This is a genomic window from Aliibacillus thermotolerans, assembly GCF_027853235.1.
In the GTDB taxonomy this organism is placed as follows: domain Bacteria; phylum Bacillota; class Bacilli; order Bacillales; family Marinococcaceae; genus Aliibacillus; species Aliibacillus thermotolerans.
Genome location: NZ_WKJG01000010.1, coordinates 1 through 627, shown reverse-complemented (window position 1 = coordinate 627; position 627 = coordinate 1). Strand labels below are relative to the sequence as shown.

Sequence of the window (627 nt, the reverse complement as noted above, 5' to 3'; positions counted from 1 at the left end):
GTCAAAAGTAAACGAGCCGGAGAAAGAGTCATGGAAAGCATCACCAAATTTCTTGAAAGAGATTTAGGGCTGACCATCAATCAAAAGAAAAGCAAGGTATGTGGTGCGACATCGGCTACTTTCCTCGGGTTCAACATACAGAACTTAATGGGAAAGTAGGATGCCGACCTAGTAAGTCGGCAAAACAAAGATTCAAAGATAAACTAAGGAAACTAACCAGCCGAAAACGACCTGGCACATTCCTTGAAATCATCACAAAAATAAACCAAACGACAGTCGGATGGATTAACTATTATGGTATCTCAAATATGAAGACATTCATAGCGGAAATACAACAATGGTTACATCACCGATTAAGACAATTAATATGGAAACGATGGAAAGTTCCACGTACCAAGTATAAAATGCTTCGGAAGTATGGAATTGACCATGACGACGCAATGAAATTAGCTAATTCCCGAAAAGGATATTGGCGAGTCTCACGCAGTCATATTCTCCATCGTGCCATAACAAATGAAAAGCTCACAAAGTGGGGGTTAAAAGATTTAACCACACTTTATGAGCTTCGATACTCAAAAGGTTGAACCGCCGTATACGAGAACCGTACGTACGGTGGTGTGAGAGGAC

At 40.7% G+C, this 627-nt stretch carries 1 protein-coding gene; it reads left to right on the top strand.

Annotated features, from left to right (window positions below; translation table 11 throughout):
• Positions 1 to 98: 98 nt before the first annotated feature.
• A complete protein-coding gene (locus GJS40_RS00805) occupies positions 99 to 584 on the top strand; it encodes a group II intron maturase-specific domain-containing protein (RefSeq protein WP_270895372.1) in 486 nt (161 codons plus the stop codon).
• Positions 585 to 627: the final 43 nt, after the last annotated feature.

What these genes read in the sequence shown, in the direction of transcription:
- GJS40_RS00805 (WP_270895372.1), top strand. Translation starts at nt 99, where the DNA reads ATGTGGTGCGACATCGGCTACTTTCCTCGGGTTCAACATACAGAACTT.